This is a genomic window from Variovorax sp. CCNWLW235 (assembly GCF_037204085.1).
Taxonomy (GTDB): Bacteria; Pseudomonadota; Gammaproteobacteria; order Burkholderiales; family Burkholderiaceae_C; genus Variovorax.
This window is the reverse complement of the sequence record NZ_JBBCBW010000003.1, coordinates 265,951-280,891: the sequence shown is the minus strand read 5'-3', so window position 1 is coordinate 280,891 and position 14,941 is coordinate 265,951. Positions and strand designations below refer to the sequence as shown.

Sequence of the window (14,941 nt, the reverse complement as noted above, 5' to 3'; positions counted from 1 at the left end):
GTGTCTGCCCAAGTCGACCGCTTCGTTCACGACCGCCTGCCGCCCGCCGAGCAGTTGCCGGTCTTCCGCTACGACCTTCCGGAGTTGCAGCTGTCCGATCAGCTGAACCTGGTCGAAGAGCTTCTGGACAAGGCCCCCGCCAAGGGGTTCGGCGACAAGCCGATGCTGCGTTCGCCGACCGGCACGCTGACCTACTCGCAGGCGGCCGTCGAGGTCAACCGTATCGCGCAGGTGCTCACCGAAGACCTGGCGCTCGTGCCGGGTAACCGAGTGCTGCTGCGCGGCGGCAATTCGGTGGCCATGGCGCTGGCGTGGCTCGCAGTGGTCAAGGCCGGCCTGATTGCAGTGGCCACCATGCCGCTGCTTCGCGCCAAGGAACTGGGCGACATCATCGAGAAGGCGCAGCCGGTGGCGGCGCTGTGCGATGGCCGGCTGCTCGACGAACTCTCGATTGCGCAGCGGGAGCATCCGGTGCTTGCATCGGTGATCGCCTTCAACAAACCCGATGCGCCCGATTCGCTGTCCGCACGCGCGGCGGGCAAGAGCGGTGTGTTCGCGGCGTGCCCCACGGCGTCGGACGACATTGCGTTGCTTGCATTCACATCGGGCACCACCGGCAAGCCCAAGGCACCGGTCACCACGCACCGCGACGTGCTCGCGATGTGCGAAACGTGGCCGCGCCACGTGCTGCAGGCACGAAGCGACGACATCGTGATCGGCTCGCCGCCGCTGGCCTTTACCTTCGGACTTGGCGGGCTGCTGGTGTTTCCGATGTGGGCCGGCGCCTCGGTGTACTTTGCCGATGCACCGTTCACGCCCGAAGGGCTCGTGAAGCTCATCAACCAGGTCGGTGCGACCATCTGCTACACCGCGCCCACCTTCTACCGACAGATGGCGCCCTTCGTTCGCCAGCACGGCGCGCCGAGCCTGCGCATCTGCGTAAGCGCGGGCGAGGCGCTGCCCGACGCGACGCGGCAGCTCTGGAAGGAAGCCGCCGGCATCGAGATGCTCGACGGCATCGGCGGCACCGAGGTGTTCCACATCTACATTTCCGCAGCGGGCGACCAGGTGCGCCGGGGTGCGGTCGGCAAGGTGGTACCGGGTTTCACGGCAAAGGTGGTGGACGACCAAGGCAACGAAGTCCCACGCGGCACGGTCGGCAAGCTGGCGCTGCAGGGCCCGGTGGGCTGCCGCTATCTGGACGATCCGCGCCAGGCCGACTATGTGAAGAACGGCTGGAACTACCCCGGCGATTCGTTCGTGCAGGACGACGACGGCTACTTCTTCTACCAGGCGCGCGCCGACGACATGATCATCACGGCCGGCTACAACGTTGGCGGTCCAGAGGTGGAAGATGCGCTGCTCAAGCACCCGGCCGTGGCCGAGTGCGGCGTCATCGGCAAGCCCGATCCGGACCGCGGCATGATCGTCAAAGCCTTCTGCGTGCTGAAGCCCGGCCATGAAGGCGACGACGCACTCGTCAAGGCGCTGCAGGACCACGTGAAGGCCAGCATCGCGCCGTTCAAATACCCGCGGGAGATCGAGTTTGTGACGGTGCTTCCGCGCACCGAGACCGGCAAGCTCCAGCGATTCAAACTGAGACAACTCAACAGCACAACATGATGAACAAACTCTTGCAGCCACCGGGCTGGCTACCCCCCAAGGGCTATGCGAATGGCGTGGCCGCACGCGGCACCATGGTGTTCGTCGGCGGACAGATCGGCTGGAATGCACAGCAGCAGTTCGAGTCGGACGACTTCATCGACCAATGCGGCCTGGCGCTGCGCAACATTGCCGAAGTGCTGCGCGAAGCCGGCGCCGGCCCCGAGCACATGGTACGCATGACCTGGTACGTGACGGACCGCGACGAATACAGCCGACGGCTGGCTGAACTCGGTCCTGTGTACCGCGAAGCCATGGGGCGCAATTTCCCGGCGATGACCTGCGTGCAGGTGGCTGCGCTGGTAGAGCACCGTGCCAAGGTCGAGATCGAGGTGACGGCGGTCATTCCCGACTGACCGGAGCTCGAGGCGGGCACATACGCCCTCTGCTCTGCGCTGGCGCGTTTCTGGCCGGAACCCCAGACTGAATTTCACTGGCCGGCAGAACAATAAAAAAGCCCTCGCGAAGAGGGCTTTTTATTTGGATTCATCGACCAAAGAAAAAAGGCCCTTTGAAATTCAAAGGGCCTTTTAAATTGGTTGCGCGAGCAAGATTTGAACTTGCGACCTTTGGGTTATGAGCCCAACGAGCTACCAGGCTGCTCCATCGCGCGGCAAGATGGAATTATACCTTATTCAGCAGCGCCTTGCTCGGCATCTGCTTCTTTAATTTCAGGACGGTCGACCAGTTCGACCAGAGCCATCGGAGCGTTGTCGCCCACGCGGAAACCCATTTTCAGGATGCGCGTGTAGCCGCCCGGACGTGCCGCGAAACGCGGGCCCAGATCGGCGAAGAGCTTGACGACGCTGTCGCGGCTGCGCAGGCGGTCGAAAGCCAGGCGCTTGTTTGCAAGCGTGGGCTTCTTGGCGAGCGTGATCATCGGTTCGATGACGCGGCGCAGTTCCTTGGCCTTGGGGACCGTGGTCTTGATGACTTCGTGCTCGATGAGCGAGTTCATCATGTTCTGCAGCATCGCAAGGCGGTGCGAGCTGGTGCGGTTGAGTTTGCGGAGTCCGTGTCCGTGACGCATGGTGCTTTTCCTTTACTTTATTAAACAGGCAGCCGTATCAGGTACTGCCCGGGCACGAGCCCTCATGGGCTCAATTTAAAAATCAACGCTTGTCGAGGCCGGCCGGCGGCCAGCTTTCAAGCTTCATACCCAAGGTCAGGCCGCGCGAGGCAAGCACTTCCTTGATTTCGTTGAGCGACTTGCGACCCAGGTTCGGGGTCTTGAGCAGCTCGTTCTCGGTGCGCTGGATCAGGTCACCGATGTAGTAGATGTTTTCGGCCTTCAGGCAGTTGGCCGAACGCACGGTGAGTTCGAGCTCGTCGACAGGGCGCAGCAGGATCGGGTCGAATTGCTGTGCGCTGCGCGGTGCAGGTGCATCGAATGCAGCCAGTTCGCCGCCTTCGAGCTGTGCAAACACGGCCAGTTGCTCGACCAGGATTTTAGCCGAGGCGCGCACGGCGTCTTCGGCGGTGATCGCACCGTTGGTTTCGATCTCGACCAGCAGCTTGTCCAAGTCGGTACGCTGTTCGACGCGAGCGCTTTCGACGGTGTAGCTCACGCGCTTCACGGGCGAGAACGAAGCGTCCAGAACGATACGGCCAATCGACTTGGTCGGCTCGTCGGCGTAGCGGCGCATCGTGCCGGGCACGTAGCCGCGACCCTTTTCAACCTTGATCTGCATGTCGAGCTTGCCGCCCTGCGACAGGTGCGCGATCACGTGGTCGGGGTTGATGATCTCGACGTCGTGCGGGGTCTGGATGTCAGACGCCAGGACCGGGCCTTCGCCGTCCTTGCGCAGGCTCAACGTGACTTCGTCGCGGTTGTGGAGCTTGAACACCACGCCCTTGAGATTCAGCAGGATGTTGACGACATCTTCCTGCACGCCGTCGATCGACGAGTACTCATGCAGAACGCCGGCGATCGTGACTTCAGTGGCCGAATAACCGACCATCGACGACAGCAGAACGCGACGCAGCGCGTTGCCGAGCGTGTGGCCGTAGCCGCGCTCGAAAGGCTCGAGCGTGACCTTGGCCTTGTTGGCGGCAAGTTGCTCGACCTGAATGGTCTTGGGTTTCAGCAGGGTGGTTTGCATGCAGACTTCCTCTCAATACCCCCGGCTCGTTACACCGGTAAGGCTGGTGAAGCACCCATCGGAAGTGCCTCCCGATGGGAACAAAAAAATCAAATTCGGGCCGCGAAGGGCGGCCCGTTATCGTCTGTTTAGCGCGAGTACAGTTCGACGATCAACGATTCGTTGATGTCGGCTGCGAATTCGTCGCGATCGGGCACCTTCTTGAAGGTACCTTCGGCCTTGTCGGCGTTCACTTCGACCCAAGCCGGAATACCGACTTGTTGGGCGAGCTGGAGTGCTTCGGCAATGCGGGTCTGCTTCTTCGACTTGTCGCGCACGGCGATCACGTCGCCGGTCTTGACCAGGTACGACGGAATGTTGACCGACTGGCCGTTCACCGTGATCGCCTTGTGCGACACGAGCTGGCGTGCTTCGGCGCGCGTCGAGCCGAAGCCCATGCGGTAGACCACGTTGTCCAGGCGCGACTCGAGGATGAACAGCAGGTTGGCGCCGGTGTTGCCACGGCGACGGTCGGCTTCCTCGAAGTAACGGCGGAACTGCTTCTCGAGCACGCCGTACATGCGCTTGACCTTCTGCTTTTCACGCAGTTGCAGGCCGTAGTCAGACGTGCGCTGACCCGAAGTGCGGCCGTGCTGGCCGGGCTTGGAGTCGAACTTGGCCTTGTCTTGAATCGAGCGACGGGCGCTCTTCAGGAACAGGTCGGTGCCTTCGCGGCGGGAAAGTTTGGCCTTGGGGCCGAGGTAGCGTGCCACGTGGTTTCCTTTGTGTCATCTGCCGCAGTTGCCTGCGGGAGCCATCGGCGAAAATGCGGATGGCGGTGGGCTTAGTTAAAAAACAAATGCGCAGCCGCTCAAGAGCCGGCTGCGCCTTGCGGACTGACGATCAGATGCGGCGACGCTTCTGGGGACGGCAGCCGTTGTGCGGAACGGGCGTCACGTCGGCAATGGAATTGATCCGGATGCCGAGCGCAGCCAGTGCGCGCACCGACGATTCGCGACCGGGGCCGGGGCCCTTGATCTCGACGTCGAGGTTCTTGATACCTTGTTCGACAGCAGCACGGCCGGCCACTTCGGAAGCCACCTGCGCAGCGAACGGCGTCGACTTGCGCGAGCCCTTGAAGCCCTGGCCACCCGACGAAGCCCACGACAGGGCATTGCCCTGGCGATCGGTGATCGTGATGATGGTGTTGTTGAACGAGGCATGCACGTGGGCGATACCGTCCGCAACGTTCTTGCGAACCTTCTTGCGAACGCGCTGTGCGGCGTTGTTTGCAGGTGCTTTAGCCATGCTGGTCTATCCTTATTTCTTCAGGGACTGCGCAGCCTTGCGCGGACCCTTGCGGGTGCGGGCATTGGTGCGCGTGCGCTGGCCGCGCATCGGCAGGCCGCGACGGTGACGGAAGCCGCGATAGCAGCCGATGTCCATCAAACGCTTGATGTTCATCGTCGTCTCGCGACGCAGATCGCCTTCGATGGTGAACAAGGCGATCTGGTCGCGGATCTTTTCGAGATCGGCGTCAGTCAGGTCCTTGATCTTCTTCGAATATTCGATGCCGCTCGCTTCGCAGATTTGACGGGCGCGCGTGCGACCGATGCCGAAGATGGCGGTCAGGCCGATTTCAGCGTGCTTGTGCGGCGGAATGTTGATGCCAGCAATACGTGCCATGTGCGTCCTCTAATACTCTTCAATCAACCCTGGCGCTGCTTGTGGCGCGGGTCGGTGCAAATCACACGCACCACACCTTTACGGCGGATGACCTTGCAATTACGGCAGATGGTTTTGACCGAAGCCGAAACTCTCATTTCATTCTCCTAAAACTGTTTAACGTGGCGGTACACCGCCCACACCCAATATTCTCAATACTGAAACTCACGGCCCTACGATGTCTTGAAGTTGGCCTTCTTCAGCAGCGATTCGTACTGCTGGGACATCATGTAGTTTTGCACCTGGGCCATGAAGTCCATCGTGACGACCACGATGATCAGCAGGGAGGTACCACCGAAGTAGAACGGGACGTTGTACTTCAGGATCAGGAACTCGGGCAGCAGGCAGACGAAGGTGATGTACACCGCGCCGGCCAACGTCAGGCGAACCAGAATCTTGTCGATATAGCGAGCGGTCTGGTCACCCGGGCGAATGCCAGGAATGAAAGCACCACTCTTCTTCAGGTTGTCGGCCGTTTCCTTGCTGTTGAACACGAGTGCCGTGTAGAAGAAGCAGAAGAAAACGATCGCGGCAGCGTACAGCAGCACGTAGATCGGCTCGCCCGGGCGCAGTGCGCTGGCAATGTCCTTGATCCAGCGGAAACCGCCTTCACCGGTGCTGAACCAGCCGACCACCGTTGCGGGCAGCAGGATGATCGACGAGGCGAAGATCGGCGGAATCACACCGGCCATGTTCAGCTTCAAGGGCAGGTGCGACGACTGGCCGCCATAGACCTTGTTGCCGACCTGGCGCCGCGCATAGTTCACGAGGATCTTGCGCTGGCCGCGTTCGACGAACACCACGAAGTAGGTGACCAGCACCACGATCGCGATGATGAAGAGCGCGATGATCGGATTCATCGCACCGGTCGTCACCAGCGACGCAAGGCCGCCAATGGCGCTCGGCAGACCGGCCGCGATACCTGCAAAGATCAGGATCGAGATACCGTTGCCCAAGCCGCGCTCGGTGATCTGCTCGCCGAGCCACATCAGGAACATCGAACCCGCCGTCAGGCTCACCATCGCGGTCAGGCGGAAGCCGAAACCGGGGGAGTTCACCAGGCCGGCCGACGACTCGAGCGCCACTGCGATGCTGAACGACTGGAACAAGGCCAGGCCGAGTGCGCCATAGCGCGTGTACTGCGTGATCTTGCGACGGCCAGCCTCGCCTTCCTTCTTCAATTGCTCGAAGGTAGGAACCACGTAGGTCATCAACTGCATGATGATCGACGCCGAGATGTACGGCATGATCCCCAACGCGAACACGGTGAAGCGCGACAGCGCCCCGCCCGAGAACATGTTGAACAGGCTCAGAATGCCGCCCTGCTGGCCCTGGAACAACGCAGCCAGCTGGTCCGGGTTGATGCCCGGCACAGGAATGTGCGCGCCGATCCGATAGACCACGAGCGCGAGCAGCAAAAAGACGAGCCGGCGGCGGAGGTCGCCGAACTTGCCTGTTTTTGCGATCGTTGCCGCGTTAGTTGCCACGAAGAACTTCTTTCAGTCCAGTGTGATCAGGCGATGCTGCCGCCGGCTGCTTCGATCGCAGCCTTGGCACCAGCGGTTGCGCCCACGCCCGTCAGCTTGACGGCCTTGGTGAGTTCACCGGTCTTGACGATCTTGACGACCTTGGCGAGCTGGCCCACGAGGCCGGCTTGCTTGAGCGCCAGGATGTCCACTTCGGCCAGGCCGAGCTGCTCGAGGGCAGTCAGCGTGACTTCGGCGTTGAACTTCAGCAGGTGCGACTTGAAGCCACGCTTCGGCAGGCGACGCTGCAGCGGCATTTGACCGCCTTCGAAGCCGACCTTGTGGAAACCGCCTGCGCGCGACTTCTGACCCTTGTGACCGCGACCTGCGGTCTTGCCGATACCGGAGCCGATACCGCGGCCAACACGGCGCTTGGCGTGCTTGGCGCCGGCTGCCGGCTTGATGCCATTGAGTTCCATATCAGTCTCTCTTACAGAACTTTGACCAGATAACTGATCTTGTTGATCATGCCGCGCACCGCCGGGGTGTCTTGCAGCTCGCTCACGCTGTTGAGCTTGCGCAGGCCGAGGCCACGCACGGTCGCGCGATGCGATTCCTTGGTGCCAATCGGGCTCTTGACCAATTGCACCTTGAGGGTTTGTTGTTGCGTCGTCATTTGAATGCTTCCTTCAGCCTTGCGAGAGCTTGCGCTCAGGCGAAGATTTCTTCGACGGTCAGGCCGCGCTTGGCAGCCACTTCGGACGCGGTCGTCGAGTTCTTCAACCCGTCGAGCGTGGCGCGAACCATGTTGTAGGGGTTCGACGAACCATGGCTCTTGGCCACGATGTCGGTAATGCCCATGACTTCGAACACGGCGCGCATCGGGCCGCCGGCGATGATGCCGGTACCCTTCGGGGCCGGGATCATGACCACCGAGGCAGCGCCCCAATGGCCCGTCACGCGGTGATGCAGCGTGCCGTTCTTGATCGAGATCTTGGCCAGGTTGCGGCGAGCTTCTTCCATCGCCTTTTGCACGGCAGCAGGCACTTCCTTCGACTTGCCCTTGCCCATGCCGACGCGGCCTTCGCCGTCGCCCACGACGGTGAGTGCTGCGAAACCGAGGATACGACCACCCTTCACCACCTTGGTGACGCGGTTGATCGCGATCATCTTCTCGCGCAAACCGTCTTCAGGGCCTTCGTTCTGCGTTCTTGCTTGAATCTTTGCCATTTTGAATCTCGTGTCCGGTTAGAACTGCAGACCGGCTTCGCGAGCCGCATCGGCCAGCGCCTTGACGCGGCCGTGGTACGCAAAACCTGCGCGGTCGAAGGCGACCTTCTCGACGCCGGCAGCCTTCGCCTTTTCAGCGATGCGCTTGCCGATGGCCGTTGCAGCGGCGGCATTGCCACCCTTGCCCGAGCCGCCGAGTGCAGCGCGCACTTCGGCTTCGGCCGTCGATGCGGTGGCGATCACCTTGGTGCCGTCGTCGGAGATGACGGTGGCATAGATGTGCAGGTTGGTGCGATTCACCGTCAGGCGAGCCACGCCCTGCGTCGCGATGCGAATGCGGGTCTGGCGCGAGCGGCGAAGACGCTGTGCTTTTTTGGTCAACATCATTTTGCTGCCCCTTACTTCTTCTTGGTCTCTTTGATCACGATCTTCTCGTCCGAATAACGGATGCCCTTGCCCTTGTAAGGCTCAGGCGGACGAACAGCGCGGATCTCAGCGGCGATTTGACCAACGCGCTGACGGTCAGCACCCTTGATCACGATTTCGGTCGGGGTCGCGGTGGCCACCGTAATGCCTTGCGGCATGTCGATGTTGACCGGGTGCGAGTAACCGACTTGCAGGTTCAACTTGTTGTTGGACGCTGCAGCCTTGTAGCCGACGCCGACCAGGTTGAGCTTCTTCTCGAAGCCCTTGGTCACGCCAACCACCATGTTGTTCACCAGCTGACGGATCGTGCCGCTCATTGCGTTCGCTTCACGCGATTCGTTGGCGGGTTCGAAGTTCAGCTTGCCGTCATTGCTGACGATCTTGACCAGTGCATTGCGTGCAAGGTTGAGCGTGCCGCCCGTGCCCTTGACGCTGATCTGGTCTTCCTTGATCGACACATCCACGCCTGCGGGGATGGTGATCGGCATTTTTCCTACTCGGGACATTTCAGTTACTCCTCGATGTCTCGGTTAGGCGACGTAGCACAGCACTTCGCCACCGACACCGGTAGCGCGCGCCTTGCGGTCGGTCATCACGCCCTTGGGGGTCGTGACGATCGCAACACCGAGGCCGTTCTGGACTTGCGGAATGGAAGCACTGGCCTTGTAGACACGCAGGCCGGGACGGCTCACGCGCTCGATGCGCTCGATGACCGGACGGCCAGCGTAGTACTTCAGGGTAATGACGAGTTCGGACTTGCCGGCTTCGGTCTTCACTTCGAAGCCGTCGATGTAGCCTTCGTCCTTCAGGACCTGTGCAATCGCAGCCTTCACCTTGGAAGACGGGATCGACACAGTGGGCTTCGCCACCATCTGCGCGTTACGGATACGCGTCAGCAGGTCGGCAATGGGATCACTCATGCTCATGTTGTTTGCTCCTGCCTGGCTTACCAGCTGGCCTTGGTGACACCGGGGATGTCGCCATTGAAAGCCAGTTCGCGGATCTTGGCGCGGGCCAGACCGAATTGACGGAAGGTGCCACGGGGGCGACCGGTGATTTCGCAACGGTTGCGCTGACGCGTGGGGTTCGCGTTGCGCGGGAGCTTTTGCAGGCCCAGGCGGGCAGCAGCGCGCTCTTCGTCGCTCTTCTTCAGGTCGTTGGAAATTGCCTTCAGTTCCGCGTGCTTCGCAGCGTACTTGGCGACCAGCTTGTCGCGCTTGAGTTCGCGTTGGATCAGAGATTGTTTAGCCACGGTTCGCCTCAGTTCTTGAACGGGAAACGGAAACCAGCGAGAAGCGCCTTGGCTTCTTCATCGGTCTTGGCCGTCGTCGTGATGCTGATGTTGAGACCGCGCAGGGCATCGACCTTGTCGTATTCGATCTCAGGGAAAATGATCTGTTCCTTGACGCCGATGTTGTAGTTGCCACGGCCGTCGAACGCACGGCCGGAGATACCGCGGAAGTCGCGAACACGCGGCAGCGCGATGGTCACGAAACGGTCCAGGAACTCATACATCTGCACGCCACGCAGCGTGACCATGCAGCCGATCGGCTGGTTTTCGCGGATCTTGAAACCGGCGATAGCCTTCTTCGACTTGGTGACCACGGGCTTCTGGCCGGCGATCTTGGTCAGGTCGGCGACAGCGTTGTCGAGAACCTTCTTGTCGGCGACAGCTTCACCCACGCCCATGTTGAGCGTGATCTTGGTGAGGCGGGGGACCTGCATCGGCGACTTGTAGCCGAACTTTTCCGTCAGGTCTTTCGCGATCTTTTCGCGATAGTGTTGTTGGAGACGTGCCATGTGAGTACCTCTTAGGCGAACTTGATTTCGTCGCCGCTGGACTTGAAGACGCGAACAGCCACGCGCTTGCCGTCAGCACCCTGGGTGATCTTGATGCCCACGCGATCGGCCTTGCCGGTCGCGGCATTGAAGATCGCCACGTTGGATTGGTGGATGGGCATGGTCTTCTCGACGATGCCGCCGGTCGTACCCTTGAGGGGGTTCGGCTTGGCGTGCTTCTTGACGATGTTCACGCCCTCGACGACGAGGTGCGAATCGTCCTTGCGCAGCGAGACGACGCCGCGCTTGCCTTTGTCGCGCCCGGCCAACACGATGACCTGGTCGCCTTTGCGAATCTTGTTCATGGCGTTGTTGTCCTTACAGAACTTCGGGGGCCAGCGACACGATCTTCATGAACTTTTCGGTGCGCAGCTCGCGCGTCACCGGTCCGAAGATGCGGGTGCCGATCGGCTCCAGCTTGGCGTTGAGCAACACAGCTGCGTTGCCATCGAATTTGACGAGGGAACCGTCGGCGCGACGGATGCCCTTGGCGGTGCGGACCACCACTGCGCTGTAGATCTCGCCCTTCTTGACGCGACCACGCGGAGCGGCTTCCTTGATGCTGACCTTGATGACGTCGCCCACGCTGGCATAACGCCGCTTGGAGCCACCGAGCACCTTGATACACAGGACGGACTTCGCGCCTGTGTTGTCGGCCACTTCGAGCCGGGATTCAGTTTGGATCATTGCTAGTAGTTCCCAACTTGTACCGATGCGCCTCCAGGAGGGAGACGCTGCGGTCAGTCTTGGGCCCGTCGTCTGCACCTCGAACCACTCGAGGCACTTCCGCTTTGGGCTGAAAGCTTCGCCTTTTTGAAGCGAAGCCAGCGATTGTGGCACGCAGGCAAAAGGCTGTCAACAGCCTTCTGGCCCGGAAATGCGCTGGAACTAGACTTGGCGGCGTGCGCACCTTTATTCCAGCCCCTCAGGAAACCACGTCGCCCGGGCGTCGCCGGCTGCTGCTGGCTGGCGCAGCCGCCGCCTTTATGGGCTCGGGACTCTGTGGCTGCGGGAGCCCGGTGGTGCCGGTGCCAGGGGCGGGAAGGCTGCGCCGCATTGCGGAAGCCCACTGGCCGCACCGGCTGAATATACAGGGCACAACCGCGGGCGGCCTTTCGGGCATCGACTACGACGCAGATGGAAGCGAGTACTTGCTCCTATGTGATGACCGATCTGACTTGAGCCCCGCACGTTTCTATACCGCCTCCTGGCGCCCGCCCTGGACGCAGGCGCCAGCGCCGGGAGATGTGGTGCAGCTGCAACGACCCGGCGGAGGCTCTTGGCCTGACCGGCGCCGCGCCGAGCCGGGCACCCCGGTGGCAGACCCCGAATCGCTGCGCCTGCGGCCAGGGACCGGCACCCTTCTCTGGGTGAGCGAAGGGGACGTGTTGCGCGGGTTCGGCCCAAGCTTTTATGAATCGGCGCGCGATGGTCGCCTGCTGCGCGAATTCGCGCTCCCGGCCATGTTCACTCCCGATCCGGCCCGGCAGCGCGGTCCGCGCGACAACCTGGGTTTCGAAGGCCTCGCAGTGACGCCGGACGGCCGCCATGCCTGGCTTGCGATGGAGAACGCCCTGGTCCAGGACGGCCCGGTGCCCACCACCCAGGCGGCCGGGGGCCCATGCCGCCTGACTCAGGTCGACCTGGAAACCGGCCACACCGTTCGCCAGATCGCCTACGTTCCCGACCCGATTCCTCTGCGGCCGCTCCTTCCCGGCAGCCATGCCGACAACGGCATCAGCGAGATCCTGATGCTCGACAACGATCGCATGCTGGTGCTCGAGCGCGCCTACGCCACTGGCGCCGGAAACTCGCTGCGCCTCTACGAGATCGAAACCCGCGACGCGACCGATGTGCTGAATACCGGCGTGCTCGCGGCAGGCAGCCACCGACCCGCCGCGAAAACGCTGGTTGCCGACTTCGCCTCGCTCGGCCTTTCGCGACTGGACAACACCGAAGGCCTTTGCTGGGGCCCGGCATTGCCGGGCGGCAAGCGCATGTTGGTCGTGGTGAGCGACGACAATTTCAACCCGCTGCAGACAACCCAGTTCGCGGCATTCGAATACACCGACCGACCATGACCATCGCAGTCACTTTCCTGCCCCGCACCGCGCCGGCACCGCTTCCTCCCGTTGCCTTCATCGGCGGCGGCAACATGGCCAGCGCCATCATCGGCGGCCTCATCAAGCAGGGCACGCCCGCCGACGCGTTCGAGGTGGTCGAACCCTTCGAAGAGGCCCGCCAGAAGCTGGCGCAATCCTTCGGCATCACCGCGCAGGCCGAGGCGAGCGAGGCTCTCTCGCGCTGCGCCGTGGTGGTGTGGGCGGTCAAGCCGCAGACCTTTGCGGAAGCCGCCCGCCCGGTGCGCGCCTTTGCCGAAGACGCCTTGCACTTGAGCGTCGCCGCGGGCATTCCGTCGGGCAGCATCGCACGCTGGCTCGGCAGCGAGCGCGTGGTGCGCGCCATGCCCAACACGCCCGCGCTGGTCGGACAGGGCATGACAGGCCTCTACGCACGGGCCGGCGTGGACGCCGCCGACCGGGCACTGGTCGCGCAACTGCTGGCCCCGACCGGCGAACTGCTCTGGGTCGACGACGAAGCCGCGCTGGACGCAGTCACGGCCATGTCCGGCTCGGGCCCTGCCTATGTGTTCTATTTCATCGAGGCGATGGCCGAGGCCGGCGTCGAGATGGGCCTTTCGTCCGACCAGGCCCTGCGGCTGGCGATCGGCACCTTCACCGGCGCCTCGGCGCTGGCGCACAGCGCCACCGAGCCGCCCTCGGTGCTGCGCGAGCGCGTGACGTCGAAGGGCGGAACCACCTATGCGGCTCTCACGTCGCTCGAGGGCGCCGACGTCAAGGCAAAGTTCAAGACCGCCATTCGCGCGGCCCAGCAACGCGCCGCTGAACTGGGCGAAGAATTCGGCAAGGCCTGAGCGGCCCCGCTTCACGATCGCTCTATCTCAGCGCATAACCGGCCGCGATGCCGGCGAACACGGTGAACCCCAGCCAGTGGTTCAGCCGGAAGGCCTTGAAGCAGCCGTCGCGGGTGCGGTCGCGAATCAGCCGCCAGTGCCAGCCCGCCTGCACCGCGGCAATGGCAATGGCGGCGAAAAACACCACGCCGAGCCCCCGGCTGGCGCCAGCCCAGGCCCAGACGGCCAGGAACAGGCCATAACTCGCCATGACCGCGGCCACGTCGAAGCGGCCGAAGGTGATGGCCGAGGTCTTCATGCCGATCTTGAGGTCGTCGTCACGGTCGACCATGGCGTATTCGGTGTCGTAGGCCAGCACCCAGAACAGGTTGCCGGCAAGCAGCCAAGCGGCGAATACCGGCACAGTGGATTGCACCGCCGCAAACGCCATCGGAATGCCAAAGCTGAAGGCAATGCCGAGCACCGCCTGAGGAACAGAAACGAAGCGCTTGGCGAACGGATAGACCAGCGTGATGGCCAGCGCTGCGAACGACCACAGCACCGTCACCCGATTGGTCGTGAGCACCAGCGCAAAGGCCAGCAACGCCAGCACCGCGCCGAGCACCAGCGCCTCCCTGACCGAGACCGCACCGCTGGTCACCGGCCGCTGCGCAGTTCGTTTCACATGGCGGTCGAAGTCGCGATCCGCCACGTCGTTGACACAGCAGCCCGCGCTGCGCATCAGGATGGTGCCCAGCACGAACACGGCCAGCAGGTGCCAGCCCGGCCACCCCTCGGCCGCAAACCAGAGAGCACCCAGCGTCGGCCAGAGCAGCAGCAGCCAACCGGCGGGGCGGTTCCAGCGAATCAGGTCGAGATAAAGCGCAAAACGGCGGGCAAGCATGCGGCGGGCAAAAAAAGAGCGGCCATTGTGCCGCTCTCGGGGTCCGGGTTCGCGCCCGCTCAGTCTTCGAGCAGCGAACGCAGCATCCACGCGGTCTGGTCGTGCACCGTGCAGCGCGCGGTCAGCATGTCGGCCGTCGGGTCGTCGCCGGCCTCTTCCGCCACCGGAATGAACTCGCGCGCGATGCGGGACACGGTTTCGTGGCCCTTCACCAAAATGCGCACCATCTCCATTGCCTTGGGCGGGGTCTGCGGCACATCCGGCACGGTGGCGATCTTGCTGAACTCGGCATAGGAGCCCGGCGCATAGTGACCCAGCGCGCGAATGCGCTCGGCAATGATGTCGGTCGCGCCCCAGAGCTCGGTGTACTGCGTCATGAACATGGCGTGCAGCGAGTTGAAGTGCGGCCCCGTCACGTTCCAGTGAAAGTTGTGCGTGGTGAGGTAGAGCGTGTAGGTGTCGGCCAGCACGCGGCTCAGGCCCTCGGCAATGGCGGCACGGTCCTGGCGCTCGATGCCGATGTTGATGATCGGCGCATTGCGGCTGCCCGACTCCTGGGCCACCAGGGCGTCTCCCTTCTTGGGCACCTTGCCCGATGAAGAGGACGACGACGCTTTCTTCGAATCCTTTGCCATGGCGTGAAACTCTTTCTTCAAGTTTTAGGGACACCGTTATTTTGAAAGCCGACCCGCGG

Annotated in this window: 23 protein-coding genes and 1 tRNA gene; 4 read left to right on the top strand and 20 right to left on the bottom strand. The window is 62.7% G+C overall.

What is annotated here, in order from left to right; genetic code table 11:
• Positions 1-1,623 carry an AMP-binding protein gene (locus V9L21_RS06060; protein WP_337310010.1) on the top strand — a complete coding sequence of 541 codons (1,623 nt, stop codon included), beginning with the start codon at positions 1-3 and terminating at the stop codon, positions 1,621-1,623.
• Entirely contained in the window at positions 1,620-2,018 is a 399-nt protein-coding gene (locus V9L21_RS06055) for a RidA family protein (RefSeq protein WP_126748520.1), read from the top strand. Before V9L21_RS06060 ends, V9L21_RS06055 begins: the two co-directional genes overlap by 4 nt.
• A gap of 180 nt (positions 2,019-2,198) precedes the next feature.
• Here the strand turns inward: V9L21_RS06055 and V9L21_RS06050 are convergent.
• The 18 genes from V9L21_RS06050 to rplN all read right to left on the bottom strand — a co-directional run bounded on the left by V9L21_RS06050 (position 2,199) and on the right by rplN (position 11,116).
• Positions 2,199-2,275 (bottom strand) — tRNA-Met (locus V9L21_RS06050).
• An 18-nt stretch (positions 2,276-2,293) separates the two neighbouring features.
• Positions 2,294-2,692: a 50S ribosomal protein L17 gene (rplQ, locus tag V9L21_RS06045; RefSeq protein WP_337310008.1), complete on the bottom strand. Its 399-nt coding sequence runs from the start codon at positions 2,690-2,692 to the stop codon at positions 2,294-2,296.
• An 82-nt stretch (positions 2,693-2,774) separates the two neighbouring features.
• A complete protein-coding gene (locus tag V9L21_RS06040; RefSeq protein ID WP_009124827.1) occupies positions 2,775-3,764 on the bottom strand; it encodes a DNA-directed RNA polymerase subunit alpha in 990 nt (329 codons plus the stop codon).
• 128 nt (positions 3,765-3,892) lie between these two features.
• Positions 3,893-4,516, bottom strand: a complete 624-nt coding sequence (rpsD, locus tag V9L21_RS06035) for a 30S ribosomal protein S4 (protein ID WP_013544104.1) — start codon at positions 4,514-4,516, stop codon at positions 3,893-3,895.
• Positions 4,517-4,646: 130 nt separating this feature from the next.
• Complete coding sequence (rpsK, locus tag V9L21_RS06030) at positions 4,647-5,051, bottom strand: 30S ribosomal protein S11 (RefSeq protein ID WP_009124825.1); 405 nt, start codon at positions 5,049-5,051, stop codon at positions 4,647-4,649.
• Positions 5,052-5,063: 12 nt separating this feature from the next.
• Positions 5,064-5,429: a 30S ribosomal protein S13 gene (rpsM, locus tag V9L21_RS06025; RefSeq protein WP_013544105.1), complete on the bottom strand. Its 366-nt coding sequence runs from the start codon at positions 5,427-5,429 to the stop codon at positions 5,064-5,066.
• A 23-nt stretch (positions 5,430-5,452) separates the two neighbouring features.
• Positions 5,453-5,566, bottom strand: coding sequence for a 50S ribosomal protein L36 (rpmJ, locus tag V9L21_RS06020; RefSeq protein WP_013544106.1), 114 nt, complete (start codon positions 5,564-5,566; stop codon positions 5,453-5,455).
• Positions 5,567-5,641: 75 nt separating this feature from the next.
• Entirely contained in the window at positions 5,642-6,955 is a 1,314-nt protein-coding gene (gene secY, locus V9L21_RS06015; protein WP_258502853.1) for a preprotein translocase subunit SecY, read from the bottom strand.
• Between the two features lie 26 nt (positions 6,956-6,981).
• Positions 6,982-7,413: a 50S ribosomal protein L15 gene (gene rplO / locus V9L21_RS06010; RefSeq protein WP_062364115.1), complete on the bottom strand. Its 432-nt coding sequence runs from the start codon at positions 7,411-7,413 to the stop codon at positions 6,982-6,984.
• A gap of 11 nt (positions 7,414-7,424) precedes the next feature.
• Positions 7,425-7,610 carry a 50S ribosomal protein L30 gene (rpmD, locus tag V9L21_RS06005; protein WP_009124818.1) on the bottom strand — a complete coding sequence of 62 codons (186 nt, stop codon included), beginning with the start codon at positions 7,608-7,610 and terminating at the stop codon, positions 7,425-7,427.
• A gap of 35 nt (positions 7,611-7,645) precedes the next feature.
• Positions 7,646-8,164: a 30S ribosomal protein S5 gene (gene rpsE, locus V9L21_RS06000; protein ID WP_028258414.1), complete on the bottom strand. Its 519-nt coding sequence runs from the start codon at positions 8,162-8,164 to the stop codon at positions 7,646-7,648.
• 18 nt (positions 8,165-8,182) lie between these two features.
• Positions 8,183-8,548 carry a 50S ribosomal protein L18 gene (rplR, locus tag V9L21_RS05995; RefSeq protein WP_021012927.1) on the bottom strand — a complete coding sequence of 122 codons (366 nt, stop codon included), beginning with the start codon at positions 8,546-8,548 and terminating at the stop codon, positions 8,183-8,185.
• Between the two features lie 14 nt (positions 8,549-8,562).
• Complete coding sequence (gene rplF, locus V9L21_RS05990) at positions 8,563-9,096, bottom strand: 50S ribosomal protein L6 (protein WP_009124809.1); 534 nt, start codon at positions 9,094-9,096, stop codon at positions 8,563-8,565.
• Between the two features lie 24 nt (positions 9,097-9,120).
• Positions 9,121-9,516 (bottom strand): 30S ribosomal protein S8, encoded by a 396-nt coding sequence (rpsH, locus tag V9L21_RS05985; RefSeq protein ID WP_093020602.1) that lies wholly within the window; start codon positions 9,514-9,516, stop codon positions 9,121-9,123.
• Between the two features lie 20 nt (positions 9,517-9,536).
• Positions 9,537-9,842 carry a 30S ribosomal protein S14 gene (rpsN, locus tag V9L21_RS05980; RefSeq protein ID WP_015867798.1) on the bottom strand — a complete coding sequence of 102 codons (306 nt, stop codon included), beginning with the start codon at positions 9,840-9,842 and terminating at the stop codon, positions 9,537-9,539.
• 8 nt (positions 9,843-9,850) lie between these two features.
• Positions 9,851-10,390 carry a 50S ribosomal protein L5 gene (rplE, locus tag V9L21_RS05975; RefSeq protein WP_013544114.1) on the bottom strand — a complete coding sequence of 180 codons (540 nt, stop codon included), beginning with the start codon at positions 10,388-10,390 and terminating at the stop codon, positions 9,851-9,853.
• 11 nt (positions 10,391-10,401) lie between these two features.
• Positions 10,402-10,734 carry a 50S ribosomal protein L24 gene (gene rplX / locus V9L21_RS05970; protein ID WP_126748524.1) on the bottom strand — a complete coding sequence of 111 codons (333 nt, stop codon included), beginning with the start codon at positions 10,732-10,734 and terminating at the stop codon, positions 10,402-10,404.
• 13 nt (positions 10,735-10,747) lie between these two features.
• Positions 10,748-11,116, bottom strand: a complete 369-nt coding sequence (gene rplN / locus V9L21_RS05965) for a 50S ribosomal protein L14 (RefSeq protein ID WP_009124801.1) — start codon at positions 11,114-11,116, stop codon at positions 10,748-10,750.
• A 299-nt stretch (positions 11,117-11,415) separates the two neighbouring features.
• Here rplN and V9L21_RS05960 point away from each other — a divergent pair, with 299 nt between their 5' ends.
• Both V9L21_RS05960 and proC read left to right on the top strand, forming a co-directional pair.
• Positions 11,416-12,510, top strand: coding sequence for an esterase-like activity of phytase family protein (locus V9L21_RS05960; RefSeq protein WP_337310095.1), 1,095 nt, complete (start codon positions 11,416-11,418; stop codon positions 12,508-12,510).
• Entirely contained in the window at positions 12,507-13,364 is an 858-nt protein-coding gene (gene proC, locus V9L21_RS05955) for a pyrroline-5-carboxylate reductase (RefSeq protein WP_337309989.1), read from the top strand. The genes V9L21_RS05960 and proC overlap by 4 nt, the downstream gene beginning before the upstream one ends.
• A 22-nt stretch (positions 13,365-13,386) precedes the next feature.
• On the opposite strand, the gene ubiA is transcribed toward proC, so the two are convergent.
• A complete protein-coding gene (gene ubiA / locus V9L21_RS05950; protein WP_337309987.1) occupies positions 13,387-14,247 on the bottom strand; it encodes a 4-hydroxybenzoate octaprenyltransferase in 861 nt (286 codons plus the stop codon).
• 59 nt (positions 14,248-14,306) lie between these two features.
• The gene (locus V9L21_RS05945; protein ID WP_274708769.1) at positions 14,307-14,882 is read right to left on the bottom strand and encodes a Dps family protein; all 576 of its coding nucleotides are present in this window, start codon (positions 14,880-14,882) and stop codon (positions 14,307-14,309) included.
• Between the last annotated feature and the right edge of the window lie 59 nt (positions 14,883-14,941).